The following is a 25267-nucleotide window of genomic DNA, read 5'->3' as shown; positions in this document are numbered from 1 at the left end:
CACCACCACCGACCCCGTCTCTGGTGCCTCCCGGAACTCACCCCATATGCTCCCGCCCCATGCAGATCAACCGGGGGACCCTCCTGGCGCTCTTCGCCCTGCCACTCGTCCTGGCCGGCGTCTTCGCCTGGGTGCTGTGGGACATGAAGACACTCAGCGACGACGAGCTGCAGGAGGTCGTGAACGACTCCATGCACGACCTCGAGCAGGCACGCTACGACGACAACGGATCGGCCACCGTCCGCGACGGGGTGAGCGAGGCCGTTGAGGACAGCGCCCAGCAGCACGACGTCCCGCTGCCCCACGTCCGGATCGCGAACAGCTCGAACAACGACAGCGACAAGGCCCTCATCACCTACTGGATCCAGGTGTCCGAGGAGGGCGACAACGACGGCCGGTGCATCACGCTCGTCCAGCGGGAACGCACCGTCGAGACGGAGCGCGTGACGTTCGAACCGGACCTGTCGACCGGCCCGTGCCCCGACGGGTCCTGAACCACCCGAGCCCTCGCAGCCCCGTGGGCCGCCGTCAGCCCTCCACACCGTGGACCGCCGTCAGCCCTCCACGTACGCCCCGTCCACCACGTTGCAGTCGTCCAGCTCCTCCAGCACGTCGTCGAGGTAGTCGAGGAAGCTGTCCGCCGTGGGACCGCTGGGGCCCACCTCATGGTCCATGTCGAGGAGTTGGCCCGAGGTGCCGCCGGGGCCCGGGGCGAGGTCTATCACCGCGCCGTTCCCCCCGCCGTCCGCGTCGATGCAGATCCAGCCCTCGTTCCACCAGCCCGGCAGGACCGCGCGCTCCGTGTCCGAGAGGTCCCCGTCCTCCTCCGCGTCGTGCTGCGACCGCTTGTCGAAGCTGCCCTCCGCGAGCAGCTCACGCCATATCCCGGTCTCCTTGACGATGCCCGCGCAGGACAGCAGCGTGCCGCCCGGCCAGCCCTCCTCCTCGGTCCCGTCGTGCCGCTCGAGGGACCGCCTGAGCTCCTCGGGCAGCGTGACACCCAACTCCTGCTCGACCCCGGCGATCGCCTCGGCCGAAGCCGGACCCCGCAGCAGGTGCGAACCGCCCTGCGCCACGTACCAGCGCTCGATCTGCTGCCACTGCTCCGCGAGCACTTCCTCGACTGGCCTGGTCATGTGCACTCCCCCGGTGTACGGCAACGGATTCGCCCTTCCCCACGGCCGGTTCGCGCAGTCCGGCGCGCCCCCACCACGCCCGCTGCTCCACTCCCCGACCGACACCAGGGATCCTCACACACCGCACCGACGACGCCCCGCCGCCTGTGGACAACTTGCCCGCCGCAGCCCGCAAGAGCCCGGTCCGGAGCGGCTCAGCCCTTCGCCGCCCCGGCCTTCGACCGCCCGATCTGCGTACGCACCGCGCCCATGCTGGCCACGATGACCAGCGCGATGGCCAGCGCCTCGGTCGCGGAGAGCGCCTGGCTCAGTACGAGGAACCCGGCCAGCGCGGCGAAGGCCGGCTCCAGGCTCATCATGATCGCGAAGGTGGAGGCGGGAAGCCGCCGCAGCGCGAGGAGTTCGAACGTGTACGGCAGCACGGAGGACAGCACCGCGACACCGGCACCGAGCGCCAGAGTCGTCGGGGTGAGCAGCTTGGAGCCGGACTCGGCGATGCCCAGCGGCAGGCTGAGTACCGCCGCCACCGCCATCGCGAGGGCGAGCCCGTCCGCCTGCGGGAAGCGGCGCCCGGTCTTCGCGCTGAACACGATGTACGTCGCCCACATCACGCCGGCACTCAGCGCGAACGCCGCCCCGACCGGGTCGAGCGAGTCGAATCCGCCGCCGCTGAGCAGGAAGACGCCCGCCAGCGCGAGCGCCGCCCACAGCGCGTTCACCGCGCGACGCGAGGCCAGCACGGACAGGGCCAGCGGCCCGAGCACCTCGAGGGTCACCGCGGTGCCGAGCGGGATGCGGTCGGCCGCCTGGTAGAAGAGCGTGTTCATCGCGCCCATCACGACACCGAACACGACGACCGTGCCCCAGTCGGTGCGCGAGTGCCCGCGCAGCTTCGGGCGGCACACGACGAGCAGCACGACCGCGGCGGCGACCAGGCGGATGGTCACGACGCCGAGTGCTCCGGCGCGCGGCATCAGCGACACCGCCAGCGCACCGCCGAACTGCACGGACAGGCAGCCGGCGAGGACGAGGCCTACGGGTCCGAGGCTGGAATTGCGCGGTCCGCGCCGCCGGCCACCGGACGTGCCCTCGACGACACCGGCCGCCTCCGGCTGCACGACGGCGGCTCCGGCGGCGGCCTCCGTGGCTGCCGCCCCCGAAGTGGCCGCGCCCGTGACCGGCCCGCCGGTCTGCCTCCCTGCACTCATCGGAGCCTTCCCCTTCGTCGTCGTCCCGCTCGGCCGCTTCGCTCGCCGACGGCCACGCTGCGGCCGCCCACACATAGGGCACTCTAATGAACTCTGCGATCCAACGCATTGGACTTTCCGCGCGGAGAGATCCGCCGCCCGTCCACGCTACGGACTCCTGCGCGGCGCGTGAAATGCCGATCGAACCCCCGTTATGCTTCGCGCGCATGAGCGGCACCAAGAGCGGCACAAGCAGCGACGACGACTCCCGCGCCCCCGCCACCCCCGGTTCCGTCGAGCTGCGCCACCTGCGCTGCTTCCTCGCCATCGCCGAGGAACGCAACGTCACGCGCGCCGCCGAGCGCCTCCGCCTCACTCAGCCCGCCGTCTCCCGCACCCTCGCCGCCCTCGAACGGGCCCTCGGCGTACGCCTGGTGGACCGCAGCACGCACCACCTGTCGCTCACCCCGGAGGGCCGCGCGTTCCAGGACCGGGCCACCGCAGCGATCGCCGCCTTCGAGGACGCCCTCGCCGTCGGCCGCACCGCCCGCAGACCACTACGGCTCGGGCACGCCTGGTCCGCGGCCGGCCCGCACACCACACCGCTGCTGCGGCGCTGGCGCGAGGCCCACCCCGACGTACCCCTGGAGCTCCTGCGGATCGACGACCGTACGGCGGGACTGACCCGAGGCGAGGTCGACGCGGCACTGCTGCGCGGCACCGTCGACGCCCCCGGCCTGGTCACCGAGCTGCTCTACACCGAGGCCCGGGTGGCGGCCCTGCCGGCCGACGACCCGCTGGCGGACCGCGACGAGGTCTCGCTCGCCGACCTCACGGACCGGACCATCGCCCTGAACACCGTCTCGGGAGCCACCACCCTCGACCTGTGGCCGGCCGCGATCCGCCCCAGGGAGGTGATCACGGTGGCGAACACCGACGACTGGCTCGTCACGATCGCCGCGGGCCGCGCGGTGGGCATCACCGCGACGGCCACGGTCGGCATGCACCAGTACCGCGGCGTGATCTACCGCCCCCTCACCGACGCCCCCGAGGTCCCCGTCCTCCTCGCCCGCCGCGACACCCCGAGCCACCCCTGCCTACGCGAACTCGCCACCCTGATCCACGAGATCACGCACAACGCCTCCGCGAACGATCACGAGGCGCCGGAGGCTCCATAGGCGCACCAGCCGCCCGACTGCGCACACGGACGGGCGGGGTGCCCCGACCGCATGCCCCGCGGAAGCGACCGAACGAACCCCAGGGCAGGGCTTGAACTTGACGCATGCGTCAAGTTCTAACGTCGTCGAGATGCGTGGGACGGCCCGCCCGGAAGGACGTCCTGCACGCGACGTCCACGCCGCCGAGGAGTTCTCATGCCCGACACCGTCCCCGCCACTCATCGGGAGGTGCGCCTGGCCGCACGTCCTGAAGGACCACTCACCCCTGGTCACTTCCGCACGGTCGAGGTCCCGGTCCCCGATCCCGGCCCCGGACAGGTACTCGTACGCAACCGGCTCATGAGCGTCGTCGCGGTGATGGACACCCTGGTACGGGGTGACGCCAGTCTGCCGATGCCGCCCCACACGCCGGGCGAAGTCATGACAGGACCGGCCATCGGCACGGTGACCACAGCGCCGGGCACCGGTCTGCACCCGGGCGATCTCGTCTCCCACAACCTTGGATGGCGCGAGTACGCCGTCATCGACGAGAGCGACGCTCAGCGCATCGACCCCGGGGCACTGCCCGATCCGGCCGCCCACCTGTCACAGGGACTGCCCGCCTGGCTGGGCATCGTGCGTGGGGCCGAAGTGCGGCCCTCGGACACCGTGTTCGTCACCGCCGCGGCGGGCGGCGTCGGCTCCCTGGCCGGGCAGTTCGCCCGCCTGCGCGGAGCGACGCGGGTGATCGGCAGTACCAGCTCGCTGCGCAAAGGGCGGCGCCTGGTCGACGAACTCGGCTACGACGCCGTCGTCCTCCGGGATGCAGGCCCGATCGAAGACCAGCTGCGCGAGGCGGCCCCCGACGGCATCGACGCAGTCTTCGACAACGTCGGCGGCGAACAGCTGCTGGCTGCCCTGGCGTTGGCCCGCCGCGGCGCCCGCATCGCCCTGGTCGGCACGCTGTCCAGCCAGATATCCGGCGGCTTCAGCTCCCCGGTCGAGTTCGACACGGGCTCCCTCATCTTGCGGGGTATCACCGTGCGCGGCATTTCGGGCATCGACCACCTGGACGCGATCCCCCAATGGTTTCAGGAGTTCAGCCGTGGACTGCGCGAGGGAACGCTCACCTTCCCGCATGTCCGGCTGCCGGGAATCGACCAAGCATCGCTGGCGTTGTGCGAGTTGCTCGAAGGACGCCACGTCGGAGCCGTGCTGGTGGAGCTCTGACACTCAGCCCGAGAGGAACGACCATGCGTATCGGCGAGGCGGCGGCGGCCTCGGGCCTCACCACGCGGGCGCTGCGCTACTACGAGCAGCGGGGGCTCGTCGCGGCGAAGCGCACACCGACGGGCCATCGCGCCTACGGGCAGGACGACGTCCAGCGGTTGTGTGCCATCCGCGAGCTGCTGGACGCCGGCCTGACGATCGGCGACATACGCGCCTTCGCCCACGTCCTCGACATGAAGTGGCTGCCCGGCACAGAGACCGCCCAAGGCGCCGACGAGGCCGGGTCGGACCGCTGTCCGGTCGCCGAGGTCACCCTCCAACGGGTGGCCGATCTGAACAAGCGCATCGAGCGACTGACCGAGGCACGAGACCGCCTGACCACCGCGCTTGCACACCGATTCGGTGAGCTGTTCCGCGACCTCGATCGCGAGCGGGACTCCGGATCCGACCAAGCCGCGTGAGGCTCCACGGGCGGCGGCCGAAGAGCGGACCGCCCGGTGGTCGTACACGGCCCCCGTGCCAGCCGTCGGCGGCCGATACCGCGTCGCGTGACATGACCGCCCCCTGACACCCTTCCGCCATGAACCACGCAGAAGTGCTGCTCATCGGAGGACGAGCCGGCGTCGGCAAGACGACGGTGGGGTGGGAGGTCTCGGCGCTGCTGCGCTCCGAGGCGGTCGCTCACGCGGTCATCGACGGTGACTTCATGGGGGCGGTGCATCCGGCCCCCGAAGGAGACCCGCACCGCGCGGAGATCACCGAGAGCAACCTGACCGCGGTGTGGGCGAACTACGCCCGCCGCGGCTACCACCGCCTGATCTACACGAACACCCTGAGCGTGCTGCCGGAGTCGACCGGCATGTTCGAGCGCGCGTCGGGCACCGCGGCACGACTCGTGCGCGTCCTGCTCACCGCCTCCGACGCCACCATCCACGCGCGACTGACACGACGCGAACTCGGCACGGAACTGCGGCAGGAGCTCGAAGGAAGCGCCCGCAAGGCATTCCTCCTCGACCAGCGGTCCCCCACCGGCACCGTGCGAGTGACGACGGACGACCGTCCCGTCACCGACATCGCACGCGAGGTGGCCGCCGCCACCGGATGGGTGGGGGCCCACTTCGCCCGTACGTCCTGATCGTGCCTCGGGACTGCCGTCAACTCCCGTCGGGGCGAGGGTCGTAGGCCGCGAGCGTCGCTGCGCTCGTTCGACGCCCCCCGCCCCCGCCCCCGAACCGGGAACGGAGCGCTGTGCGGGACCGGGCGGCTCGGCTCATGTACCGAGCGACGCCCGCGGAAGTCCGCGGCTGGTCGGCAGCCGCTCGGGGCGGTTCACGAGCGTCCACCTGGATGCGCGGCGCCGCTCGGGGAGCGGTCCAAGGCGTCCGCCAGGATCTCCGCCAAGTGTTGGCCCGTGCGTCCGTCGCCCAGTTGCTCGAGCTGGGTGCGGCAGGAGAAACCGTCGGCGAGGAGTGCGGTTTCGGGGGGTGACTCACGCACTGCGGGGAGGAGTTGGTCCTCGGCGCAGGACCGGGAGACCTCGTAGTGGCCGGGTTCGAAGCCGAAGTTGCCGGCCAGGCCGCAGCAGCCGCCGCTCAACTCGCCGGTCAGTCCGGCCTTTTCGCGTAGAGCACGGTCCGCGCGGTCGCCGAGCACCGCGTGCTGGTGGCAGTGGGTCTGCCCGGCCACCGCGCGGTCGATCCGCGGCGGCTGCCAGTCGGGGGCCAGCTCCTCGATGACCTCGGCGAACGTCCGGACGGAGGCGGCGAGGCGGTGTGCGCGCGCGTCGTCGCCGAGCAGTTCGGGCAGGTCGGCCTTGAGGGCCGCCGCGCAGCTCGGCTCCAGGACCACCAGGGGGCGGTCCGGCGGCACCCGGTCGAGGGTGCGTCGCATCACGTCGCGGGCGAGGTCGAGCTGTCCCGTGGAGACGTAAGTGAGGCCGCAGCACACGCCCTTGGGTGGCAGGACGACCGAGAGTCCCGCCGCCTCCAGGACCCGCACCGCGGCCTGTCCGACCGACGGCGAGAGGTGATCGGTGAACGTGTCGGGCCACAGCACGACGGTCGGCGCGGCCGGGCGACGACGCCCACGGCGCTCGTACCAGCGCCGGAACGTCACCGGGGCCAGGCGCGGGATGTCCCGCTCGGGTGCGATGCCGCCGAGCCGCTTTGCGAGGGCGGCCAGGGCGGGCACGCGCAGCGCCGCGTTCGCCGGGCGAGCGAGGCGCAGGGCGGCCGCGGCGCGCAGCCAGCGCGGCAGCCGGCCCATCGAGTAGTGCGCCATCGGGCGCCGCCTGCCCGCGTAGTGGTGATGCAGGAACTCCGCCTTGTACGTGGCCATGTCGACGCCGACCGGGCAGTCGCTGCGGCAGCCCTTGCAGGACAGGCACAGGTCGAGCGCGTCCCGCACCTCCGTGGAGCGCCAGCCGTCGGTGACGACCTCGCCCGCGAGCATCTCGTGCAGCAGCCGGGCGCGGCCGCGGGTGGAGTGCTCCTCGTCGCCTGTGGCCCGGAACGACGGACACATCACGTCCGAAGTCGCCGTCGTATTGCGGCATTTGGCGACGCCCACGCAGCGGCGGACGGCCGCGGAGAAGTCGCCGTCGTCGTGCGGGTAGCCGAAGGCGACGTCGACGGGGCCGCGGGGCAGCGGGGCGAAGCGCAGGTGCGAGTCGAGGGGTTCGGGACGGACCAGGATCCCGGGGTTGAGACCGTCGTCCGGGTCCCAGACGCCCTTGACCTTCTCGAAGAGCCGGACCAGATCCTGGCCGTACATGGCGGGCAGCAGCTCGGCCCGTGCGATCCCGTCGCCGTGCTCGCCGGAGAGCGATCCGCCGTGCGCGACGACGAGCGCGGCCAGGTCCTGCGAGAACTCCCTGAACCGCGCGATGCCCGGCGCACTGAGCAGGTCGAAGTCGATGCGTACGTGGATGCAGCCGTCGCCGAAGTGCCCGTAAGGAGTGCCGCGCAGTTCGTGTTCGGAGAGCAGGGTTCTGAAGTCCCGCAGATACGCGCCGAGTCGGGCGGGCGGAACCGCGCAGTCCTCCCAGCCCGGCCAGGCCTCCGACCCGTCGGGCATCCGTGTCGCCGTCCCCGAGGCGTCCTCGCGTACCCGCCACAGCGTGCGCTGCCCGGCCGGGTCGGTGACGACGACGGAGTCCAGTACGTCCGCGGCCCGCACGATCGCGTCCGCACGCGCGCGTGCCTCGTCCCGGCTGTCGCCCCCGGTCTCCACGAACAGCCAGGCGCCGCCCCGGGGCAGTCCCTCCGCATCGCCCACCAGGTCGGCGGCCATGCCCTCCACGGTGAGCGGTCCGTACGGCAGGAGACCGGCCGCGGCCTCGGCCGCCGCGCTCTCGTCCGAGTAGCCCAGCACGGCAAGGGCACGCGCGCGTGGAGCCTCGACGAGCTTGACCGTGGCCTCGGTCAGTACGGCCAGGGTGCCTTCGCTGCCGCAGTAGGCCCGGGCCAGGTCGGTGCCGTTCTCGGGGAGCAGGGCGTCGAGGGCGTATCCGGAGATGCGGCGGGGGAGGTCGGGGAACCCGGTGCGCAGGAGGGCGAGTTCGCCCTCGGCGAGGTCGCGCAGGCCGTCCGGTGCGCCGTCCCACCCGCGTCCGAGGCGTCGGGGGTCGCCGCCTCCGTAGGTGACGACGGTCAGGTCGTGGACGTTGTCCGCGGTCGTGCCCCAGGCCACCGAGTGGGAGCCGCAGGAGTTGTTGCCGATCATCCCGCCGAGCGTGCAGCGGCTGTGCGTGGAGGGGTCGGGGCCGAACGTGAGGCCGTGCGGGGCGGCCGCGGTGCGCAGGGTGTCCAGGATCAGGCCGGGTTGGACGACTGCGGTGCGGGTGTCCGGGTCGAGTTCGAGTAGGCCGTTCATCCAGCGGGTGAAGTCCAGGACGACGCCGGTGCCGGTGGCCTGACCGGCGATCGACGTGCCGGCGCCACGGGGGACGACGGGGACGCTGTGCTGCCGGCAGAGTGCGAGCGCGGCGGCCACGTCGGCGGTGTCGCGCGGGGCGACGGTACCGAACGGGACGCGCCGGTAGTTGGAGGCGTCCATGGTCGTCAGGGCGCGGGCGGTGGGGCTGAAGTCGACGGTGCCGCGGAGTTCCGTGCGGAGGCTTCGCTCCAGGGCTGCGGGATCCATGTGCTCCAGCGTGCCAGTCCCGGCGCTGCGCGCCTTGCCCCCAAACGCCGACGGGCCGAAAGATGTCCTCAACTGCCGGACGGGATGGCGGCAGCACCGTCCGAGGGACGTTGCGCGGCGTCCGACGGGCTCGGTACCGCTCCGGACGGACCTGCCGCAACGTCCGTCGCGCGCAGGCGCCATGCGGCGCTCTCCTGCGCCTCACGCCAGAAGGTGTGGAAGCGGCCGCCCGCCGCGAGGAGTTCGTCGACCGTGCCGTCCTCGATCACCGCGCCGTCCTCGAGGAACAGGACGCGGTCCGCGCTGCGGACCGTCGCAGGCCGGTGCGTGACGATCACGCGCGTCCGCGGCATGTGGTCGGCGGACAGCGCGGCGGCCACCGCGGCCTCGTTCTCGGTGTCGAGCGCGCTCGTGGCCTCGTCGACGAGCAGTACGGGCGCGGGCTTGAGCAGTGCGCGGGCGATACCCACCCGCTGCCGTTCGCCGCCCGAGAGCGCCGAACCGCCCTCCCCGACACGGCTGTCCGCACCGTCCGGCAGTCGCGCCGCGATCTCGTCCACCCGGGCGAGACCGAGAACGCCCTCCACGCGCGCGTGGTCCGCGTCCCGGTCGCCGGCCATGACGTTCTCCCGCACGGTGCCGTCGAACAGGTACGAGTGCTGGAACACCATGCTGGTCAGTGACCGCCGGGAAGCACCGTCGAGCGTCACCGTGTCCACGCCGTCCACCAGTACGCGTCCACGGGTCGGCGTGTGCAGCCCCGCGAGCAGCGCGAGGACCGTGCTCTTGCCGGACCCGGAGGGGCCGACGACGGCCGTGGTGGTGCCTGCCTCCAGGGTGAGGTTCAGGCCTCGCAGCACCGGCTCACCGCCAGCGCCGTCCACCGGGGATTCCGCCTCGGCTCCGTACGCGAAGTCGACGTTCTCGAACTCGAGTCGGGGCGCACCGGCCCGGCCGGCCGTCGCCGTGCCGGACGGTGACGTCGGCGCGGTGAGGACGGACCGGACCCGGCCCAGCGTGGACCGGATCGTCTCGACGGCAGGGGCGAGCTCCGCAAGCGTCGTGAACGGCTCGAGATAGCGCACCACGACCACGATCAGGGCCACCGCCTCCGGGGCCGTCAGATCCCCGCGTACGGTCAGCCAGGCGGCCACCGCGGCGAGCGTGACGAGGGCCGCCTGGCCCGCCAGGCCGAACAGCACCTGTCCCGGGACCTGGAGCAGCAACAGCCGCATCGTGGACCCGTGCTGCTCCTCGAGCGCCCTCCCCACATGGCTGCGGGCCGGTTCGACTCGGCGTGCGGCGCGCAGCGCCTGCTGGGTGCCGGCGAACTCGACGAGCCGTTCGGTCAGGGCGTTGTTCGTCTCCGCCGCCAGGGCGTCGGCGCGGCGGGTGATCCGCCCGGACGCCCACAGCGCGCCGAGCAGTACCGGCACGCCGGCCGCGGCGGCGAGGCCGAGCTGCCAGGCGACCGGCACCAGGGCGACGGCGATCGCCGCGGGCAGCAGGACGGCACCGATCAGCGGAGTGAGCAGACTGGCGAACAGGCCGACCAACTCCGGCCCGCCGGAGGCGATGGCCGCCCGTGCGGTCGCGACGTTGCCTGCCGCGAGCCAGCTCAGGCGCACCTGGGTCAGACGGTCGGCGACGTCGTGCTGGACGCGGTCGAGCAGCGCGAAGCCCAGGTCGAAGCCGAGCCGGGCGGCGACCGTGTCGACCACCCAGCCGACGGCGGTCACCGCGGTGAGCGCGCCCAGCCACGGCAGCGCGCGGGCCGGTTCGGCGCCGAACAACTCCCGTACCAGGGGCACCAGAAGGACCACACCGACCGCACGCAGCAGCACCGAGAGCAGCGCGAGGGCGGCGTAGGCGGCGGCTCGGGTACGCCGGTCCGCCGGCAGCAGCCACAGCAACGAGCGGATCACGAGGCGGCTCCTTCGGTCACGGTGGCGGTGGCGGCTGCCGAGCGGCCGGCGTGCACCGCGCGGTCCGCCTCCGCCGGTTCGGGGCGGCCACTGCCGGATTCCCAGAGGCGGCGGTAACGGCCGTCCGCCGAGACGAGTTCGTCGTGGGTGCCGGTTTCGGCGATGCGTCCTTCGTCGAGTACGACGATCCGGTCCGCGCCCGTGACGGTGTGCAGCCGGTGCGCGACGACGAGGACCGTGCGGTCCCTGGTGAGCCGGTCGAGCGCTCGCTGTACGAGGTACTCGGACTCGGGGTCGGCGAACGCGGTGGCCTCGTCGAGGACCAACACCGGGGTGTCGGCGAGGACGGCCCGCGCGATGGTGAGCCGCTGCCGTTCACCGCCCGACAATTGGACCGCCTCTCCGATGACGGTGTCGTACCCGTCCGGGAGCCGCACGATCCGGTCGTGGATACGGGCGTCCCGCGCCGCCGCCTCGATCTGCTCCCCGGACGCGTCCGGCACGGCCAGCGCGATGTTCTCCCGTACGGTGCCGTGCACCAGCTGGACGTCCTGGAAAACGAAGCCCACGCGCGCGTAGAGCTCGTCGGCGGTGAGGGACCGGATGTCCCTGCCGTCGATCCGGATCGCCCCGTCGTCCACGTCGTGGAAGCGCGCAAGCAGCGCGGCGAGCGTCGACTTCCCCGCTCCCGACGGCCCGACGAGCGCCGTCACGGTCCCCGCCCGCAGCCGGAGCGACACCTCCCGTACGACCGGAACTCCCGGCCGGTACCCGAAGGTGACCCGCTCGAGGACGACGTCGCCGACGCCCCGGTCGCTCCCGCTCCCGCCCTCCGTGCTGTCCGCGACGGCGCCGCCGCCTGCGTCGCCCCTCGTGGCGAGTTCCCGGTCGTCGAGGGTGGTGGAGATGGCGCGGGCCGCCAGCGTGCCGTCACGCAGGCCCGAGAGGCCGTACCCGATGCCGAGGAGGCGGGCCCCGAAGGTCGTGCCGAGCAGCAGGAACGGCAGCAGGTCCACCGGCTCCATACGGTCGCCGACGACGAGCAGCGTGCCGGTCGTGGCGATCAGCCACAGGAAGGTCGTGGGCCGCGTCGCCAGATCCATGAAGGTCTTCTTGCCGATGAACGGCCGCTGCCAGTCACCGAGGAACTCCAGGTACGCGTCCAGGCGCCGCCGGAACACGGAGGCCGTGGCTCCGCCGAACACCCGCACCACCGGCTGCCCTTCGAGGTAGGCGCCGGCCTCGCCGCCCATGCGTTCCGCCCAGCGCTGGGCCTCGGCGATCTTCGGTCCCGATTGGACCATCATGACCGTCATCGTCACGACGGAGACCAGGATCGGCAGGAGCAGCACCAGGGCGGGCCGCCAGTCGACGCTGAACAGGTAGACGAGCACCGCCACCGGTGCGACGACCGCCGCGACGGCGTCCGGCACGGCGTGGGTGACCAGGTAGTGCAGGGACAACGTGTCGTCCTGCACCACCTTCTTGGTGCCCGCGGAACCACGGGCCGTGAACCAGCCGAGCGGAAGGCGGGCGAGTTTGCCGAGCAGCCTGCCGCGCAGCACGCGCGCGTGGCGGGCGTCCACCGCGTGCAGCCACAGGGTCAGTGCGGCGGCCAGCGCGGTGCCGACACCGAGCAGGACGAGAGCGAGGACGCCGACCGTCCGCAGCCGGGACTCCGCGGCTCCGTCGAGGAGCAGCCGGGCCAGCTCCACGAGCAGGACGTACGGCGCGAGTTGGAGCAGGGTGACCACGGCCTGGAGCAGCCCGGCGAGTATCAGCTTCCGCCGGACGGGCGCGAGCAGCCGCCCGGCCGCCTGCGACCGCCACCGGCCGGCCACGACCGGCTCGGAGCGTCCGTCGGCGCCGCGCACGGCCCCAGGAGCGCCCGCGGCCCCGGCCTCACCCACGGCCTCGGGAACAGCCTCAGAACCGGCTTCGGTCCCGGAGGCCGGTCCGTCCCCCTCCCCCGGACCGGCCCCCGGCGTCCTCCGCTCCCCCGCCAACTCCCCCTCCGACGGCGGCCGCGCCCCGACGATCTCCGGCAGCGACGCCGGGTCGGCACCCGCGGCCTCGCCCTCCTTGGCGTCCCGGAGCCTGCCCATCGCCCGCCCGTGGATCCAGTACGCCCGCCCCGTCAACTCCCCCTTCGGAAAGCCGAATTCCTCCCGCAGCCGCTTACGGACCAGCTTGAACGTGGTCTGCTCGGCGGCGACCCAGGCGTACCAGTCGGACCAGTCCCGCACCTCGAGAGCCGCCGCGAGCTGAGTACCGTCGCCCCGCGGCACCCAGTGCAGCCGCAGCCGCGGATGGTCCGCGAGGGGTATCAGGCGGTCGTCCGCGCTGTGCTCCTCCAGATAGAGCTCGACGGGCACGTCGTGCGGGACGACACCCAGGATCGCGTTGAGCGCGGGTATCGACGCCGCGTCACCGAACAGCAGGTACCCGGCGGGCAGTTCGGAGCCGACCTCGAACTTCGACGAGCCGAGCGACATCACGGGCACCCGCGCACCGGGCGTGGCGAGCGCCGCCCAGCGGGAGGCCGGACCGGCCGGCTCGTGCAGCACGAAATCCACCGCGAACGCCCCGGTCTCCGGGTCGGCCTCGGTGATCGTGTACGCCCGCTGGTGCTCGGCGTCCCCACCGTCCGGGTCGGGGAACCAGAACCGCAGCCACGCTGTCGGCTCGGCCACCACCTCGGCGAACAGCGTCGGCGAGACGAACCGGACCCGGACGAAATGCGGTGCAAGCCGCAGCTTCTCCACCACTCGCGCCTCGTGGTCGCGTGCGCCGAAACCGCGCAGCACCGCGCCCTGGAATCCTCGAGCCACTAGTTGCTCCCGTCGGACGAAGACGTGACGTCAAGGGCTGCCATGACGTCGGTGAGCGGCCGGCCGGGCGGCGCCGCGGCGAGCAGCCCGCGGATGTACGCCGTGACGACCAGGCGGAAGTAGTCCGCGAGGGACACCTCCGGCAGATGCGCGTGCGCCTGCCCGAGTACGCCCTCGGAGGCGAGCAGCGCCCGCGAGTCCGCGATCTGCCGCTCCATCCGCGCATCGCGTTCCCGCCCCGGCACACTCGCGGCCCCCGGTCTGCCCGCCGGGCCGACCGGCCCCGCCGAGAACGCGATCTGCCGCTCCTGCGCCGCGGCCTGCGCGATGGCGAAGCCCGCCACCGACGACGAGACGACCGCCGCGACGTCCGGCGAGTAGCCGCGGTCGGCCAGCGCCGTGATCTCCCCGGAGAGCAGGCCGGCGCCCGCCTCCCCCCGCGGGAACAGCTCCTGCAGATAGCGCGCCATCCCGGGCCGCTCGAGCACGAACTCCCGCAGTACGGAGGCGAATCGCAGCAGATGGGCTTCCGCGTCGTCCTGCGGCGGGTCCGGGATCCGCAGCTCCGCGAGCATGCTCTCGCCGACGAGCCGGTCGAGGCCCGCCTTGCCGTCGACGTACCGGTACAGGGCGGCGGAGGCGACGCCGAGCCGCGAGGCGACGCCCTGCAGCGTCAGCTCGGCGAGGCCGATCTCGCGCCCCACCCGCTCGATGCCGGCGGCGGAGATCCGCGGCGGGCGCCCCTCGTCGCCTCTCCTGCCCGGTCTGCCCACCATGCCCTCACCCGCCCGTCGCATCACGGCCCGCCCGTTGAACTTAGGTTGACCTTAGTTAAGGCATTAACGCAACCCCGTCGGCACGTCCGGGACAACCGTCGGACTCGGGCGATCGCCGACGGGTACCCGACACCGGGCATCTCGGGAGGTGGACCCCGGCGTGGAGCCGCGGGAAAAGCCGCTACGCTCCGGAACGTGGTTGAGATCCAGATTCCTGCTGACATCAAGCCCGCGGACGGCCGGTTCGGCGCGGGTCCCTCCAAGGTGCGTACGGAGGCGTTGGCGGCACTGTCCGCCACCGGTACCTCCCTGCTCGGCACCTCGCACCGCCAGGCCCCGGTGAAGAACCTGGTCGGCCGGGTGCGGGACGGCGTACGCGCACTGTTCGACCTTCCCGACGGCTACGAGGTGATCCTGGGGAACGGCGGCTCGACCGCGTTCTGGGACATCGCGACGCACGGCCTGATCGAGAACAAGTCCCAGCACCTGTCGTTCGGCGAGTTCTCGTCCAAGTTCGCCAAGGCCGCGAAGCTCGCGCCGTGGCTGGCCGAACCGACGATCGTGCAGAGCGCCCCGGGCACCCACCCGGTGCCGGCCGCCGAGGCGGGCACCGACGTCTACGCGCTCACGCACAACGAGACGTCGACCGGTGTCGCCGCGCCCATCAAGCGGGTCGAGGGCGCCGACGAGGGCTCCCTCGTCCTGGTGGACGCCACCTCGGGCGCCGGCGGCCTGCCCGTCGACGTCAACGAGACGGACGTGTACTACTTCGCGCCGCAGAAGTCGTTCGCCTCGGACGGCGGCCTCTGGCTCGGACTGTTCTCGCCGGCCGCCATCGAGCGCGCTCACCGGATCCACGGTTCCGGCCGGCACGTGCCGGAGTTCTTCAGCCTCCCGACGGCGATCGACAACTCCCTCAAGAACCAGACGTACAACACCCCTTCGCTCTCCACCCTGTTCCTGCTCGCCGAGCAGCTGGACTGGCTGAACGGCCAGGGCGGGCTCGACTGGGCGGTACGGCGCACCGCCACCTCGGCGCGCACCCTGTACGGCTGGGCCGAGGACTCCAAGTACGCGACCCCGTTCGTCGCGGACCCGGCGCAGCGCTCCGCGGTCATCGGCACCATCGACTTCCACGACGACGCCGTGGACGCCGCCCAGGTGGCGAAGGTGCTGCGCGCCAACGGCATCGTGGACACCGAGCCGTACCGCAAGCTGGGCCGCAACCAGCTGCGGGTGGCGATGTTCCCGGCGATCGACCCGGCGGACGTCGAGGCCCTGACGGCCTGCATCGACTACGTGATCGAGAAGCTCTGACACGTGACCGAAAAGCTCTGACCGCATCGCGGCAGCAGTAGGAGCACGTGATGAGGGGCGCCCGGCTCGCCGGGCGCCCCTCATCACGTATCAGGACACCGTACGTATCGGAGCACCGCACGCGTCAGGACACCGCTCAGCGGCCGAGCCGCTGGAACCGGCGCACGGCGAGCGGCAGGAAGACCGCCGTCAGCACCAGCGGCCACACCACCGCCATCAGCAGGGCGTTGTCCTGGATCCAACTGCCGTCCCGTGCCACGGGATTGCCGAACAGCTCACGGGCGGCCGTGCCGGTCGAGGAGATCGGGTTCCAGGACGCCACCGCGCCGAGCCAGTCCGGCATGGAGCCGGTGGGCACGAAGATGCTGGAGATCATCGTCAGCGGGAAGGCCACCGCGTAGAGGCTGCCGGCCGCCTCGGGGTTGGGCACGATCAGTCCCAGCCACACACCCGTCCAGATCAGGCTGAACCGCAGCAGCAGAAGCAGCCCGAACGCGCCGACCGTGGCGGCGAGTCCACCGCCCGAGCTCCATCCCATCGCGAGCGCCGTCGCCGCGAGGATCGCGAGCTCGGCGCAGGCCACGACGAGATCGGCGACGCCGCGCCCGGCCACCACCGCGGACGGCTCCATCGGCATCGAGCAGAAGCGGTCGACGACGCCCTTGCTGGTACTCGCGGCGACCGCGCCCGCCGTGTTCATGAAGCCGAACGACATCGTCATCACGAACATCCCGGGCATCAGGAAGTCCAGATAGTCGCCGCCCTCGCCGCCCTCGCCGCCCGGTGGTTTCATCGCGCCGCCGAACACGTAGCCGTAGAGCAGCACCGAGATGATCGGGAAGCCGAGCTGCCAGACGATCATGACGGGCTGGCGCTGGTAGTGGGTGAGTTCACGCCGTACGAGATTCCAGGTGTCGAGGACCGCCCAGCGCGCGCGGTTCTCGCCGGCGCTGTCGACGGTGAGGTCCACGCGCGCGTGACGCGTACCGCCGGCTTCGCTTTCGTGGTCCACGCGCGCGTGGGGCTCGTCCGGATGCGGGTTCTGGTGGTCCACGCGCGCGTGCCGCTCGTGGAGGGGCGTCCTGGATCCGTCCGTCATGCCGTGACCCCTTCCGCGGGTGCCGGTGCGTCTGCTTCCGTGCGGCCGGTGGAGCGATCCCCGGTCTCCGCGCCGTGTCCGGTCAGGCGCAGGAACACGTCGTCAAGGCTCGGCCGGCGCAGCGAGATGTCCTCGGCCTGCACTCCCTCGTCCTGAAGTACTCGCGCCACCTCGGTCAGTGCCGCCACCCGGTCGGCGACCGGTGCGTGCACCCGCCGTTCGGCCTCGTCCGTCGCGGGCGCACCGCGGCAGACCCGGCCCACGACGTCGCGGGCGCGCGGGAGTTCGGCGGCGTGCGTGACGACGACCTCGATCCGGTCTCCGCCGACGGTGTCCTTGAGGGCGGCGGGAGTGTCGTCGGCGATGGCCCGCCCCCGGTCGATGACGGTGACGCGGGAGGCGAGCCGGTCCGCCTCGTCGAGGTACTGCGTGGTGAGCAGCACCGAGGTGCCGCCGGCCACCATGTCCCGTACGGCGTCCCAGACTTCGCCCCGGCCGCGCGGATCGAGCCCGGTCGTCGGCTCGTCGAGGAAGAGCACCTCGGGGGCGAGGATCATCGACACGGCCAGGTCGAGCCGGCGCCGCATCCCGCCGCTGTAACCGCCCGCCCCCTTGTCCGCCGCCTCCGCCAGGTCGAAGCGCTCGAGGAGTTCACCCGCCCTGAGCCGCGCCCGGCGGCCGCCGAGGTGGAAGAGGCGGCCGAACAGCTCGAGGTTCTGCCTGCCGGTCAACCCCTCGTCCACGGCGGCGTTCTGGCCGGCCAGGCCGATGTGCCGCCGGGCGCCGCGCGGGTCGGCTGCCACGTCCACGCCCGCCACTACGGCCCGTCCGCCGTCGAGCCGGATCAGCGTGGAGAGGATGCGTACGGCCGTGGTCTTGCCCGCGCCGTTCGGGCCGAGCAGGCCGTGCACGGTGCCGCGGCGCACGGCGAGATCGAAGCCGTCGAGTGCCCGCTGCTCGCCGTACCGCTTGATCAGCCCTTCGGCGCGCACGGCGTACGCCCGCCCCGCAGACCCGTTCTCCCGCATATTCACGCGCATCCCTCCACTGCCGCCAACCTTATTGAGTACACCGTACCCGAATACGAGTACAGCGTACTCAGTTTTCTGTCCGAGCATTAGGCTGGCCCTCATGAGCAGCACCGAAGCGTCCGGAAGCGGCGACATCTCCCGCAGCCTCGAACTCCTGTGGGGCACGGGCCCCCGACCCAGCCGCGGCCCGAAACCGGCGCTCACCCTCGACCGCATCGTCACGGCCGCGGTCGAGCTGGCCGACGCCGAGGGCATCGCCGCGGTCTCGATGCGCAGGCTCTCCACCGAGCTGGGCACCGGCACGATGTCGCTCTACCGCTACGTCCCCGGCAAGGCCGAACTGCTCGACCTGATGCTCGACCGCGTTCAGGGCGAGCCCCTGGACACACCCGCCGCCGCGGAACGCGCGGCCTCCGGCCAGGACTGGCGCTCCGCCGTCGACGCCATGGCCCGCGAGCACCTCGCCCTGGTCCGCCGCCACCCGTGGCTGCTCGCCATCAACCGGGCCCGTACGGTGCTCGGCCCGAGCGCCCTGCGCAGCCTTGAAGCATCGCTCGGGCCGCTGTCCGACATCGGGCTCAGCGACCCGGAGAAGATCTCGGTGGTCCTGATGGTGGAGAGTTACGTGGCAGGCACGGCCCGCAGGGAGTTCGAGACCGTCGAGGCGGTACGGGAGACCGGCCTGAGCGACGAGAGGTTCTGGGGAAGCCAGGAGCCGTACCTGGAAAGCGCCATGGCGAGCGGCGAGTTCCCGGGCCTGGCCGGCCTCTCGCCGGACACCTTCGACGCGGAGTTCGACCACTTCGAGTTCGGCCTGTCCCGCCTCATCGACGGCCTGGAGAAGCTGGTCTCGGAGCGCATCGGACGCCGGGACAAGGCCTGAGGCGGTCGAAGGAAGGTCGGCGGACGGCCGCCCGCGCGGCGCTCAACTGCCGCGCTGCTCCGCCAGATCCAGCCAGTGCTCCACGTCCTGCGCGGCGAAGTGCCGTACCGCCCAGTCGACCATCCGCAGGCTCATGTGCGCCCACGCGGGCCGCAGCACCTCCTCGGGCATCGCATCCAGCGCCGCGTCGAGCCGACGGGTCACCGCCGGATCGATCCGCCCGACGTGCAGGCCGAAGCGCAGGGTCACCAGATCGAACCGGCGGTCTCCGCGCGCGGCACCGTCCCAGTCGATGACCCCGGTGACCGAACCGTCCTCCACGAGGACGTTCCCCGGCTGGAAGTCCAGGTGTACGGCGTCGTCCCCGGGCAGGACGGCCGGATACCCGGCCCCCACCGCGGCCACCCGGCGCTCCAGCGCGGCACCGCGCCGGCCGTACTGCCGCAGCGGCTCGTGCAGGCAGTACCCGGGCCCGTCGGTCCGCAGATACAGCTCCACCGCCGGAACGTCCGGGCGCCCGGCAAGTCGACCGGCCTGCAGGTCGTTGAGCGCGAGCAACTGGTCGAGGACGCTCCCGTCGAACCCGCCGCGCTGATCGACCGGGCTGCCCGGCAGCAACTCCTGCACCGTCACCACCGCGTGCCCCACCTGGACGGCCAACTCGGTGGCAGGCGCCGGATATCCCGTACGCCGCAACTCCTCGGCGACCGCGAGCGCACCGTCCCGCAGCTCCGCCACCCGCGTGTGCGGCCGCCACTTGAGTACGGAACGCCGCCCCTCGGGCCACCGCACATAGGCCGCACCCACCTGCCCGCCGGGACACGGCCCGTCCGGCGTCAGACGGACTCCGGTGAGCTCCCGGACCGCCTCCACCGCGCGGCCGGCGTCGAGCCGCTGCACGCGCGCCCAGGGCTGCGGGGAGGGCGATGCGGAGCGCTCGGGGCGGGCGGAGGGCGGAGGCGCCGATGGTGGCGACGGCGGTGAAGTCACGCCGTCGATTGTCCCGCCCGCCGCCCGGTCGTACGTGCTGTCACAGCATCCGGATCACGTGCTTGCCGCGGACTCCGCCGGCCTCGAGGGCCCGGTGGGCGAGAGCGACGTCGGGGAGCGGGTGCACGGTGTCGACCACCGGCCGGACGGCACCGGACTCGGTCAACCTGCCGAGTTCCGCGAACAGTTCACGACGCGGATCACCACTGAAGAAGCGCACCCGACGCGATCCGTGCACCGTCGAACCGGCGATGGTCAGGAGCGAGCGGACCGGATGCCCCAGGTCGAAGGAGACCGCGACCATGCGGCCGCGCGGGGAGAGCCGGCGCCGCCACGCACTGAGGTCACTGCCCACCGCGTCCAGGATGACGTCGAAGGGGCCGAGCGCGGCGGGGTCCGTCGTGCGGTGGTCGAACGCTTCGTCGGCACCCAGCTCCCTCACGAAGTCCAGATTCCCGGCGCCCGCGAGTGCCGTGACGTGAGCTCCGTACGCACGCCCCAACTGGACCGCGACGCTGCCGATGCCGCCGCTCGCGCCACGGACCAGCAGCCGTTCCCCCTTGCCCAGGCGGGCCTTGTCGCGCAGCGCGGTGATCACCGTCGTGCCGACCACCGGGAGCGCCGCGGCCTCCACCAGGTCGGTCCCGACGGGCGCGGGACCGATCCGGTCGGCCGACGTCACCACGTACTCGGCCATGCTGGTGAAGCTGTTCGCGCGCGACACCATGCCCCACACCCGGTCCCCGACCGCCGCGTCCCGTACGTCCCGCCCGACGGCCGCGACCTCGCCGGCGAAGTCGATGCCGAGCCGCTTGGGCCAACCGCGAGCGGCCAGCGCGGTCAACGCCTTGACCTTGCCGGCGCGGGCGTACAGCTCGCCTCCGTTCACGCTCGCCGCATGCACCTTCACCAGGACCTGACGTGGGCCCGGCACGGGGCGCGGCACCGTGCCCTCGCGGAGCACCTCCGGAGGGCCGTACCGGTCGTAGAGGGCGGCTCGCATCTCACTCACTGTGGTTCCTTCGTCTCGTTTCATCCATAAAACGCCCGCATGTACGACCGTTGTCCGTCACTGATAGTCACGGTAGCGCGATAAACGGAGAGGTCACTCCACTTGAGTTAATGTGAGACGCATGGCCGAAGCTTCATCTCAATTGCCGGACCTACGGGCCGACGCACGGCACAACCGTCAGCGCCTCCTCGACGCAGCGCGCGAGTTGTTCGCCGAGCGGGGCCTCGAGGTGCCGATGGCCGCCGTGGCCCGCAGAGCCGGCGTCGGCATGGCCACGCTCTACCGCCGCTTCCCGACCCGCGCCGCGCTCGTCACGGAGGTCTTCACCGACCAGCTCAGCGACTGCACGTCGGTCGTCGACGACGCCCTCGCGGACCCCGACCCCTGGCGAGGATTCCGCTCGGTCGTCGAGAAGATCTGCGCGATGCACATCGCGGACCAGGGGTTCACCATGGCTTTCCTCACCGAGTTCCCGGACGCGTTCGACTTCACCCGCGAACAGGAGCGCGCGGAGCGCGGCTTGATCGCACTGGCCCAGCGCGCACAGCAGGCGGGGGCCCTGCGCACGGACTTCCACCCGACCGATCTGGTACTCGTCCTGATGGCCAACAAGGGCATCGCGGCGCCCTCGCAGCCGGCCAAGGAGGCCGCCTCACGGCGCCTGGTCGCGCTGCTGCTGCGCTCGTTCGCCGCGTCCCCCGACGACGCCGACGCACCACTGCCACCGCCGGCCCCGGTCGGGCTGCAGCACCTGCCCGGGCTCGAGTCCCTGCCCGCACGCCTCGCACGCTGACGCAGCGGATCACCACGGCCGGGCACGCACCGACCAGGCACGCGCCGACCCGCGGCACTCAGCACTCAGCACTCAGCACTCAGCACTCAGCCCCGGAACGCCGCCTCACCGCCGCCGGAACAGCCGCTTCAGGCCGAACGTCAGCCCCACCGCCACCACGAGGGCCATCGCCCCGACCTTGTAACCGCCATCGGCACCGTCCCCGCCCCCTGAACTCCCTTGCTCGTCAGGCGACTTGCCCCGCCCGCCGGACGACTCCTCGACCCCCGGCGCCGGGAGCGCCTCCACGCCGCTGCGCCTGCCCTCCGAGCCGAACATCAGGTCCCGCCCGTCCGGGGCGTACGTCACGGACTCCCCCTGCCGCTGCATCGGCACATCGGTGCGCCCGCCCTTGCCCGGCCGGCCGTCCTTCCAGGCGTACCAGCGGGCGCTGAAGTAGCTGCGCAGGACCAGCTTCGTCCCGTCCGGCGAGAACGCCCCGTCGGTCGTCCACAGATCGATGTCGGCGACCCGCCGGAAGACGTTGGTGCCGGAGGCCGACAGCTCACTCGGGCCCTCGTACAGCCCGCCGCCGTCCTCCTTCTTGTCCGCGATGTACACCCGCCCGGTCTTCGGGTGCACCATCAGCGCCTCGGCGTCGCGCGCCCCGCCCTCGTACTGGACGGTGTACTGCGTGGCCCGGACCGTCTGGTCGCGCAGCTGCTTCGGCTCGGGGAAGCGGTAGATCCACACGTGCGGCCAGGTGCCGCCCAGGTTGTCCCCGATGTCGCCGACGTACAGGGCGCCGTCGGGGCCCATGGACACCGCTTCCACGTCGCGCGGGGCACCCACGCCGGTCATCGTCACCGTGGCGACGGTCTTGCCCGTCCGCGAGTCGACGGCATACAGGTAGGCCCCGTCGTCGCTGTCGTTGTGCGTCCAGTAGACGCCCGGGTGGGCCTTGCTCGCGGCCAGGCCGCTGGACTCGGTGATCCGGGAGTCCTCGATGGTGAAGTCCTCGTTGTCGGCGGCCGCCGGACCGGCGGCCGCGACCAGGACGAGCCCGGCCGCACCGGCCACAGCCAGCAGTGAACGGCCCCGGGCCCGCAGTGAACGCATGCCCCAAGACTGCCACCGCCCGCCACGCACACGCGTGGCCGCCCTTCCCCGCCCGAAAATCGCCCTCCACGCGCGCGTGGATCCGAATTCGCCCTCCACGCGCGCGTGGCAGGCCTCACACCCGCCGGCCGGTCGCGATCGAGGATGATGACCGGATGCTCAGGTTGATGTTCGTCGGCGACTCCATGACCATCGGCAGCGCCGGCGAGCACACGTGGCGCCACCACATGTGGCAGCACCTGCGCGTCTCGTACGACGCCCCGTTCCGGATCGTCGGCCCCCGCGAGACGCTGCACGACAAGGCAGCCGATGCCCCCGTCTCGCACGAGTACGCGCCTGGCGTCGAGCCCGCCTTCCCGCGCGCCCACCTCGCCGGCTGGGGCGAGGGCTGGCTGCACATGACGCCGCTGATCGGCGAGGCGGTCCGCGCCCACCGCGCCGACCTGCTGCTCGTCTCGCTCGGCCTGATCGACCTGGGCTTCTACAGCGACGCCGAGCAGACCGCCGACAACGCGCACGCCTTCATCGCCGAGGCCCGCACCGCCAACCCGCGCATCGCGATGGCGGTCCTGCCGGTCATCCCCAACATCCGCGCGGACATGGACCCTTCGTTCGCCACGGAGGTGGCCCGCTTCAACGAACTCCTCGCCAAGACGGTCGCCGACCTCGACACCGACCGCTCCCCCCTGCTCCTCGCCTCCGTCCCGCCCACCTGGGACATCAACCACGACACGTACGACGGCACCCACCCGGGCGCCGACGGCGAGCACAAACTGGCGGCGGCCTTCGCGGACGCGATGCACCAGTCCTGGGACCTCGGAGCGCCATACTCCGCATAAAGGTTCGAAATCCACGTGACATCGTGACCGTGCCTATCGTTGGACTGCGCGGGCGCCCGCGACCGGTGAACAGCCGGGGAAAAGCGCCACGATGACTGTTCTCGAAGACAGGATCGAGATGGCCGAGATCGCCGACCGCCAAGCCTTGGACACCATGTTCGAGGCACTGGAGGACGAGCCCTTCCTCGAGGGATACAAGATCGAGATCGTCGAGGGCGCTGTCCACTTCATCGGCGAAGCGATCTCCCGGGGGACAGCGGCGGACGACTTCGGCCCCAAGCTGACCGCGTACGCGACGGCGAAAGTACCCGTCTACCTGATCGCCGACCCCTACGAGGGTCTGGTTCACGTCTACACCCGGCCCGACGGCGCCGAGTACCGCATCGCGAGCAAGGTCGACTTCGGGCAGAAGGTCGATCTGACCCGCACCCCGCTCGATCTCGTCGTCGACACCACCAAGTCCCCCCGTGACCGCAAGTGACCCTTGCTTAGAGCCCACTCCACCCGGTTCGCTGTGTACTCATGAAGTACACGCAGCTCGGACGCACAGGACTCAAGGTCAGCCGACTCGTACTCGGCACCATGAACTTCGGCCCGCAGACCGACGAGGCCAACAGTCACACGATCATGGACGCCGCCCTCGGCGCCGGCATCAACTACTTCGACACCGCCAACGTCTACGGCTGGGGTGACAACAAGGGCCGGACCGAGGAGATCATCGGCACCTGGTTCGCACAGGGCGGCGGCCGCCGCGACCAGACCGTCCTGGCCACCAAGGTCTACGGCAACATGGCCGGCGACGGCGACCCGTGGCCGAACCACGACCGCCTCTCCGCCCTCAACATCCGCCGCGCGGTGGACGCTTCGCTCAAGCGCCTGCAGACGGACTACATCGACATCTACCAGTTCCATCACATCGACCGCCGCACCCCGGTCGAGGAGATCTGGCAGGCGATCGACGTACTGATCGCCCAGGGCAAGATCCTCTACGCCGGCTCCTCGAACTTCCCCGGCTGGAAGATCGCCCAGACCAACGAGACGGCCCACAGGCTCGGTTCGTACGGCTTGGTCAGCGAGCAGTGCCTGTACAACCTGGCCGAGCGCCGCGCCGAGATGGAGGTCATCCCGGCCGCGCAGGAGTACGGCCTCGGGGTCATCCCCTGGTCGCCGCTGCACGGCGGGCTGCTCGGCGGTGTGCTGAAGAAGGCGGCCACCGAGGGCCGCAGGGCGAGCGGCCGCAGCGCGGACGCGCTGGCCAACAGCAAGGTCCGCGAGCAGGTGCAGGCCTACGAGGACCTGCTCGACAAGCACGGCCTCGAGCCCGGCGAAGCGGCCCTGGCCTGGCTGCTCACGCGCCCCGGTGTGACGGGCCCGATCGTCGGCCCGCGTACGGCGGACCAGCTGGCATCGGCGATCCGAGCGGTCGAACTCGACCTCTCCGAGGACCTGCTCACCTCACTCGACGAGATCTTCCCGGGCCCCGGCCCGTCCCCGGAAGCGTTCGCCTGGTGACAGCCGCATAGCACCACCCCTCAATCGCCGGACGCCCCGCGCTCACCCACACCACTCGAGCCCGCCCGCACCACTAAGCCCGTCCGGCGATTGAGGACACCCCGAGCAAGTCCGGCACGCACACAACTCTGCAGGCCCACACCTCTCAAGCCCGCCCGCACCACTAAGCCCGTCCGGCGATTGAGGACACCCCGAGCAAGTCCCGCGGACAAGGAACTCGGCCCAGCCAACAGCCCCGGACAAAGCCCGGACAGAAAGAGGACAAAGGAGCCAGGCCCCACGCCTGAAACCCCCCACCCCCCCGGCCC

At 72.0% G+C, this 25267-nt stretch carries 22 protein-coding genes; 11 read left to right on the top strand and 11 right to left on the bottom strand.

The genetic code is table 11. The features are described from left to right. Window positions 1-59: 59 nt before the first annotated feature. Window positions 60-494, top strand: coding sequence for a hypothetical protein (locus DSC45_RS28060; RefSeq protein WP_119294772.1), 435 nt, complete (start codon window positions 60-62; stop codon window positions 492-494). 60 nt (window positions 495-554) lie between these two features. Here the strand turns inward: DSC45_RS28060 and DSC45_RS28055 are convergent, their stop codons facing one another. Both DSC45_RS28055 and DSC45_RS28050 read right to left on the bottom strand, forming a co-directional pair. Beyond that, window positions 555-1136, bottom strand: coding sequence for an SMI1/KNR4 family protein (locus tag DSC45_RS28055; protein ID WP_119294771.1), 582 nt, complete (start codon window positions 1134-1136; stop codon window positions 555-557). A 194-nt stretch (window positions 1137-1330) separates the two neighbouring features. Beyond that, window positions 1331-2344, bottom strand: a complete 1014-nt coding sequence (locus DSC45_RS28050) for an EamA family transporter (RefSeq protein WP_119294770.1) — start codon at window positions 2342-2344, stop codon at window positions 1331-1333. Between the two features lie 206 nt (window positions 2345-2550). Here DSC45_RS28050 and DSC45_RS28045 point away from each other — a divergent pair, with 206 nt between their 5' ends. The 4 genes from DSC45_RS28045 to DSC45_RS28030 all read left to right on the top strand — a co-directional run bounded on the left by DSC45_RS28045 (window position 2551) and on the right by DSC45_RS28030 (window position 5845). After that, entirely contained in the window at window positions 2551-3501 is a 951-nt protein-coding gene (locus DSC45_RS28045; RefSeq protein WP_240434884.1) for a LysR family transcriptional regulator, read from the top strand. A gap of 195 nt (window positions 3502-3696) precedes the next feature. Continuing rightward, window positions 3697-4710 (top strand): MDR family NADP-dependent oxidoreductase, encoded by a 1014-nt coding sequence (locus DSC45_RS28040; protein ID WP_119294768.1) that lies wholly within the window; start codon window positions 3697-3699, stop codon window positions 4708-4710. A 23-nt stretch (window positions 4711-4733) separates the two neighbouring features. Further along, window positions 4734-5171, top strand: a complete 438-nt coding sequence (locus DSC45_RS28035) for a MerR family transcriptional regulator (RefSeq protein ID WP_119294767.1) — start codon at window positions 4734-4736, stop codon at window positions 5169-5171. A gap of 119 nt (window positions 5172-5290) precedes the next feature. Then, window positions 5291-5845, top strand: a complete 555-nt coding sequence (locus tag DSC45_RS28030) for a DEAD/DEAH box helicase family protein (protein ID WP_205571452.1) — start codon at window positions 5291-5293, stop codon at window positions 5843-5845. A gap of 194 nt (window positions 5846-6039) precedes the next feature. Here the strand turns inward: DSC45_RS28030 and DSC45_RS28025 are convergent, their stop codons facing one another. The 4 genes from DSC45_RS28025 to DSC45_RS28010 form a co-directional block, all read right to left on the bottom strand. After that, on the bottom strand, window positions 6040-8853 hold the full coding sequence (locus DSC45_RS28025) for an FAD-binding and (Fe-S)-binding domain-containing protein (RefSeq protein ID WP_119294765.1): 2814 nt from the start codon (window positions 8851-8853) through the stop codon (window positions 6040-6042). A 68-nt stretch (window positions 8854-8921) separates the two neighbouring features. Next, window positions 8922-10778 carry an ABC transporter ATP-binding protein gene (locus tag DSC45_RS28020; protein WP_119294764.1) on the bottom strand — a complete coding sequence of 619 codons (1857 nt, stop codon included), beginning with the start codon at window positions 10776-10778 and terminating at the stop codon, window positions 8922-8924. After that, entirely contained in the window at window positions 10775-13609 is a 2835-nt protein-coding gene (locus tag DSC45_RS28015) for an ABC transporter ATP-binding protein/permease (protein WP_119294763.1), read from the bottom strand. Before DSC45_RS28015 ends, DSC45_RS28020 begins: the two co-directional genes overlap by 4 nt. Next, complete coding sequence (locus DSC45_RS28010) at window positions 13609-14385, bottom strand: TetR/AcrR family transcriptional regulator (RefSeq protein ID WP_162929368.1); 777 nt, start codon at window positions 14383-14385, stop codon at window positions 13609-13611. The genes DSC45_RS28015 and DSC45_RS28010 overlap by 1 nt, the downstream gene beginning before the upstream one ends. Window positions 14386-14580: 195 nt before the next feature. Between DSC45_RS28010 and serC the strand changes: the two genes are divergently transcribed. Next, complete coding sequence (serC, locus tag DSC45_RS28005) at window positions 14581-15702, top strand: phosphoserine transaminase (protein ID WP_119294761.1); 1122 nt, start codon at window positions 14581-14583, stop codon at window positions 15700-15702. Between the two features lie 136 nt (window positions 15703-15838). Here the strand turns inward: serC and DSC45_RS28000 are convergent, their stop codons facing one another. Beyond that, entirely contained in the window at window positions 15839-16801 is a 963-nt protein-coding gene (locus tag DSC45_RS28000; protein WP_119294760.1) for an ABC transporter permease, read from the bottom strand. Then, the gene (locus tag DSC45_RS27995; RefSeq protein WP_119294759.1) at window positions 16798-17829 is read right to left on the bottom strand and encodes an ATP-binding cassette domain-containing protein; all 1032 of its coding nucleotides are present in this window, start codon (window positions 17827-17829) and stop codon (window positions 16798-16800) included. Before DSC45_RS27995 ends, DSC45_RS28000 begins: the two co-directional genes overlap by 4 nt. Window positions 17830-17932: 103 nt before the next feature. Between DSC45_RS27995 and DSC45_RS27990 the strand changes: the two genes are divergently transcribed. After that, window positions 17933-18715 carry a TetR/AcrR family transcriptional regulator gene (locus DSC45_RS27990; RefSeq protein ID WP_119294758.1) on the top strand — a complete coding sequence of 261 codons (783 nt, stop codon included), beginning with the start codon at window positions 17933-17935 and terminating at the stop codon, window positions 18713-18715. A gap of 42 nt (window positions 18716-18757) precedes the next feature. On the opposite strand, the gene DSC45_RS27985 is transcribed toward DSC45_RS27990, so the two are convergent. After that, window positions 18758-19705 carry a phosphotransferase gene (locus tag DSC45_RS27985; protein WP_119294757.1) on the bottom strand — a complete coding sequence of 316 codons (948 nt, stop codon included), beginning with the start codon at window positions 19703-19705 and terminating at the stop codon, window positions 18758-18760. Window positions 19706-19745: 40 nt separating this feature from the next. Continuing rightward, complete coding sequence (locus DSC45_RS27980) at window positions 19746-20708, bottom strand: NAD(P)-dependent alcohol dehydrogenase (RefSeq protein ID WP_119294756.1); 963 nt, start codon at window positions 20706-20708, stop codon at window positions 19746-19748. A gap of 130 nt (window positions 20709-20838) precedes the next feature. On the opposite strand from DSC45_RS27980, the gene DSC45_RS27975 reads away from it, so the two are divergent. Next, window positions 20839-21510 carry a TetR/AcrR family transcriptional regulator gene (locus tag DSC45_RS27975; protein WP_119294755.1) on the top strand — a complete coding sequence of 224 codons (672 nt, stop codon included), beginning with the start codon at window positions 20839-20841 and terminating at the stop codon, window positions 21508-21510. A gap of 105 nt (window positions 21511-21615) precedes the next feature. On the opposite strand, the gene DSC45_RS27970 is transcribed toward DSC45_RS27975, so the two are convergent. Further along, window positions 21616-22608 (bottom strand): TolB-like translocation protein, encoded by a 993-nt coding sequence (locus DSC45_RS27970; protein WP_119294754.1) that lies wholly within the window; start codon window positions 22606-22608, stop codon window positions 21616-21618. A 155-nt stretch (window positions 22609-22763) separates the two neighbouring features. Here DSC45_RS27970 and DSC45_RS27965 point away from each other — a divergent pair, with 155 nt between their 5' ends. From DSC45_RS27965 to DSC45_RS27955, 3 genes are all read left to right on the top strand, one after another. Continuing rightward, window positions 22764-23447, top strand: a complete 684-nt coding sequence (locus DSC45_RS27965; RefSeq protein WP_119294753.1) for a GDSL-type esterase/lipase family protein — start codon at window positions 22764-22766, stop codon at window positions 23445-23447. A gap of 91 nt (window positions 23448-23538) precedes the next feature. Then, a complete protein-coding gene (locus tag DSC45_RS27960) occupies window positions 23539-23928 on the top strand; it encodes a Uma2 family endonuclease (RefSeq protein WP_119294752.1) in 390 nt (129 codons plus the stop codon). A 41-nt stretch (window positions 23929-23969) separates the two neighbouring features. Continuing rightward, window positions 23970-24959 (top strand): aldo/keto reductase, encoded by a 990-nt coding sequence (locus DSC45_RS27955; RefSeq protein ID WP_119294751.1) that lies wholly within the window; start codon window positions 23970-23972, stop codon window positions 24957-24959. The last annotated feature ends 308 nt before the right edge of the window (window positions 24960-25267 follow it).

The organism is Streptomyces sp. YIM 130001 (assembly GCF_003574445.1).
Lineage (GTDB): Bacteria > Actinomycetota > Actinomycetes > Streptomycetales > Streptomycetaceae > Streptomyces.
Note: the sequence above shows the minus strand (reverse complement) of the source record. Positions and strands in the feature narration are given on the sequence as shown.

What these genes read in the sequence shown, in the direction of transcription:
- DSC45_RS27995 (WP_119294759.1), bottom strand. Translation starts at nt 17,829, where the DNA reads ATGCGGGAGAACGGGTCTGCGGGGCGGGCGTACGCCGTGCGCGCCGAA.
- DSC45_RS28030 (WP_205571452.1), top strand. Translation starts at nt 5,291, where the DNA reads ATGAACCACGCAGAAGTGCTGCTCATCGGAGGACGAGCCGGCGTCGGC.
- DSC45_RS28045 (WP_240434884.1), top strand. Translation starts at nt 2,551, where the DNA reads ATGAGCGGCACCAAGAGCGGCACAAGCAGCGACGACGACTCCCGCGCC.
- DSC45_RS28025 (WP_119294765.1), bottom strand. Translation starts at nt 8,853, where the DNA reads ATGGATCCCGCAGCCCTGGAGCGAAGCCTCCGCACGGAACTCCGCGGC.
- DSC45_RS27955 (WP_119294751.1), top strand. Translation starts at nt 23,970, where the DNA reads ATGAAGTACACGCAGCTCGGACGCACAGGACTCAAGGTCAGCCGACTC.
- DSC45_RS28055 (WP_119294771.1), bottom strand. Translation starts at nt 1,136, where the DNA reads ATGACCAGGCCAGTCGAGGAAGTGCTCGCGGAGCAGTGGCAGCAGATC.
- DSC45_RS27975 (WP_119294755.1), top strand. Translation starts at nt 20,839, where the DNA reads ATGGCCGAAGCTTCATCTCAATTGCCGGACCTACGGGCCGACGCACGG.
- DSC45_RS27980 (WP_119294756.1), bottom strand. Translation starts at nt 20,708, where the DNA reads ATGCGAGCCGCCCTCTACGACCGGTACGGCCCTCCGGAGGTGCTCCGC.
- DSC45_RS28010 (WP_162929368.1), bottom strand. Translation starts at nt 14,385, where the DNA reads ATGGTGGGCAGACCGGGCAGGAGAGGCGACGAGGGGCGCCCGCCGCGG.
- DSC45_RS28035 (WP_119294767.1), top strand. Translation starts at nt 4,734, where the DNA reads ATGCGTATCGGCGAGGCGGCGGCGGCCTCGGGCCTCACCACGCGGGCG.
- DSC45_RS27970 (WP_119294754.1), bottom strand. Translation starts at nt 22,608, where the DNA reads ATGCGTTCACTGCGGGCCCGGGGCCGTTCACTGCTGGCTGTGGCCGGT.
- DSC45_RS28060 (WP_119294772.1), top strand. Translation starts at nt 60, where the DNA reads ATGCAGATCAACCGGGGGACCCTCCTGGCGCTCTTCGCCCTGCCACTC.
- DSC45_RS28050 (WP_119294770.1), bottom strand. Translation starts at nt 2,344, where the DNA reads ATGAGTGCAGGGAGGCAGACCGGCGGGCCGGTCACGGGCGCGGCCACT.
- DSC45_RS27960 (WP_119294752.1), top strand. Translation starts at nt 23,539, where the DNA reads ATGACTGTTCTCGAAGACAGGATCGAGATGGCCGAGATCGCCGACCGC.
- DSC45_RS27990 (WP_119294758.1), top strand. Translation starts at nt 17,933, where the DNA reads ATGAGCAGCACCGAAGCGTCCGGAAGCGGCGACATCTCCCGCAGCCTC.
- DSC45_RS28040 (WP_119294768.1), top strand. Translation starts at nt 3,697, where the DNA reads ATGCCCGACACCGTCCCCGCCACTCATCGGGAGGTGCGCCTGGCCGCA.
- DSC45_RS27965 (WP_119294753.1), top strand. Translation starts at nt 22,764, where the DNA reads ATGCTCAGGTTGATGTTCGTCGGCGACTCCATGACCATCGGCAGCGCC.
- DSC45_RS28000 (WP_119294760.1), bottom strand. Translation starts at nt 16,801, where the DNA reads ATGACGGACGGATCCAGGACGCCCCTCCACGAGCGGCACGCGCGCGTG.